3 protein-coding genes and 2 tRNA genes are annotated in these 2,511 nt (G+C 32.5%); 4 read left to right on the plus strand and 1 reads right to left on the minus strand.

Annotated elements, in window-relative coordinates; all coding sequences use genetic code 11:
- Positions 1–76: 76 nt before the first annotated feature.
- The 4 genes from Q0296_RS08560 to imm40 all read left to right on the plus strand — a co-directional run bounded on the left by Q0296_RS08560 (position 77) and on the right by imm40 (position 1,344).
- Positions 77–152: transfer RNA gene (locus Q0296_RS08560), tRNA-Lys, on the plus strand.
- Positions 153–158: 6 nt separating this feature from the next.
- Positions 159–233 (plus strand) — tRNA-Glu (locus Q0296_RS08565).
- A 210-nt stretch (positions 234–443) separates the two neighbouring features.
- Complete coding sequence (locus tag Q0296_RS08570; RefSeq protein ID WP_298039357.1) at positions 444–887, plus strand: hypothetical protein; 444 nt, start codon at positions 444–446, stop codon at positions 885–887.
- Positions 888–981: 94 nt separating this feature from the next.
- Complete coding sequence (imm40, locus tag Q0296_RS08575) at positions 982–1,344, plus strand: Imm40 family immunity protein (protein WP_298039360.1); 363 nt, start codon at positions 982–984, stop codon at positions 1,342–1,344.
- Between the two features lie 46 nt (positions 1,345–1,390).
- Here the strand turns inward: imm40 and Q0296_RS08580 are convergent, their stop codons facing one another.
- Positions 1,391–2,143 (minus strand): DUF4198 domain-containing protein, encoded by a 753-nt coding sequence (locus tag Q0296_RS08580; RefSeq protein WP_298039364.1) that lies wholly within the window; start codon positions 2,141–2,143, stop codon positions 1,391–1,393.
- Between the last annotated feature and the right edge of the window lie 368 nt (positions 2,144–2,511).

The raw sequence follows: 2,511 nt of genomic DNA on the forward strand, positions 1-2,511 counted from the left end.
TTATTGAGTGTCAAATTAAATTTTAAGATTATAAGTTTTATGATTATACTTTTAAATTGTTTCGTAGGTTTAATTTGCCTCGTTAGCTCAGTTGGTAGAGCATATCACTCTTAATGATGGGGTCGTAGGTTCGAGACCTACACGGGGCACCATCTTTTGGCCCATTCGTCTAGCGGTTAGGACACCAGCCTCTCACGTTGGTAACACGAGTTCGAGTCTCGTATGGGTCACCATTTTTTAAATTCTTAAATAAAAATTGTATTTTCTTGTAAGTTTCAACTATTTGTATTTTGTTATAAGTCGTAATATCTATATTTCTATACAAATATATTAAATACTTTAGAGAATGATTACTGTGGGTCTAAAATATCAACTTTAGTAGGAGTAATTTTAGATTTTGGAATTTATTTAAATCATTATAAAAATTTTATTAGGATTGAATAGTGTATTTAGAAATTATTAAACTCCTGAAAGATAGAGGTATTAAACTTGACGCCGGTCTTACTCAAGGCGAGATTAAAAAAATATATGAAATTTACGAGATTAAATTTCCTCTTTCGTTAAAGTCATTTTTGACTACAGCTCTGCCAGTTTCGGATGGTTTTTACGATTGGCGTGATTTTTCAAGTGAAAATGTCGCGAAAATAAAAAATATGATGCAACATTTTTATGATTTTGTGAAAAGCGCCTCTTTTGAAGAATATATACCAAATAGCACTTATTCGCCAGATCAATGGTGTAAGATATCAAGAGAACAAAGAGTTGAAGTTGTAGCTGAACTATATAAAAATGCACCAAAGATTATACCAGTCTATTCTCATAGATTTATGCCAGAGATGAATGATGATAACGATCTGCGGTCTTGTCAATATATTATGGCGATATAGTCTATTATGGTAGAAATTTACAAGAGTATTTATTACATGAATTTTGTGGTGTTGATATTCCAAAATATATAAGTGAATATAAAAATGTGCCGTTTTGGACGGATATGATGGAAAATTTATGATTATAGATTTAGACTTTATGAATATTTTACCTCAATCGCTATTAAGTAGGGGGATTTTTCTAAGAGATAAAATCGGTGTTTATGAGATTGGCTGGAAATTTGACGATGTTGTTAAAGTTTTAGACGTTATCAAAGAAAAAGAGATGACGGTGCTTGGTGGAGATGTTTATGGGTTAAATGGTTATGAAGTCATCATTACATATGATAGCTGGAGCTTTTCTGGAAGCAACTTTATAAAATCTTTTGAAAAAGCGAGTAAGTATATTAATAATTATTATAAAAATAATGGAGATAATTTTATTTATACCCTAATAGTCTCAAATGCAACAAAATAATACGAAAAAAGAGCGTATCAAGCCGATACGCCCACTGCTAAATTTACTATTTTAGCTCAAATGCAAGTGTTGCAGCGATCGTCTCATCATCGCAAATTTTTGAGTCAGCAAATGGCATTTTATGCACTGTTTGTAGCAGCCATTTTCCAGGTTTAAGCGCAAGCACTTCTATCGTACCATCTGGCTCAGTTTGGCCGTGAAATGCGCTTTTTTCTTTCAAAAAGCCATCAAATGTTCCATCAAGTGTAGCATTTTCTAGTGGTTTGCCTTCAAATAGAATTTTCACTTTAAATGGCACGCCCACTTTGAAATTTGCTGGATTGTCAAGTGGGACTATCTCTAGGCGTTGGTTGGACGGCTTTGTGACTGAGCTATCTTTTGCGTTTTTATTTATGACGCCTTTTGCGCTCATGCTTGCTTTTTTGCAGTATTTGGCGTCCTTGATGTCCTCTTTGGTTTTGCCCATGTGCCATGTGCCATCGCCTGCTTTTGTCCAAAACGTAGGCTTATACTCGCCAGCTATAAGGTATGAGCCGTCCTCTAGTTTGGCCCTTTCATAATGGTAGTTTTCGCCGCTTTGTTTTAGGCTCAGTTTCTCGCCATTTTTGTTTATAATGTATGGGGCTTCAAATAGTCCGGTCTTGTTGTCTGGGATCTTTTCAACAGTCGGGAAGTCGTCTGCGTAGCCGATATCAACGCTAGTTACCTCCTTGCTGCTTCCAAAAAGCCAAAATTCGTGAGCTAAAGAGTGACTGCTAAGTGCTGCTAAAGCCAAAAGTGCAAATAAATGCTTGTTCATTACATATCCTTTCAGATTAAATTGTCTATTTTCTATTTCTAATATATGTCACAAAAATATTGTTAAATTTCTACACGACTAAATTTTGCTATTTACTTAACAAATTTAGTAATCAAAACTGATTTTATCATTTAAATTTATAAAATAACATAAGTATTAAAAATACTTTAACTACTGAAATTACGAAATATAAATCAGTGGCGCAATTATATCAAAATAATAATTAATATCAATATAAAATTAAATTTTTATCCACAAAGTGATAAACCAAAATAAATTTGCTTTTACTATTTGTATATCTAAAAAGTTTCATTTTTGAAATATTTTGTATAAAAATTCTTTTTTCTCATTATATTTTTATATTATAT

Origin of the sequence: uncultured Campylobacter sp. (assembly GCF_937890585.1) — a bacterium.
Taxonomy (GTDB): Bacteria; Campylobacterota; Campylobacteria; order Campylobacterales; family Campylobacteraceae; genus Campylobacter_A.

What these genes read in the sequence shown, in the direction of transcription:
- Q0296_RS08580 (WP_298039364.1), bottom strand. Translation starts at nt 2,143, where the DNA reads ATGAACAAGCATTTATTTGCACTTTTGGCTTTAGCAGCACTTAGCAGT.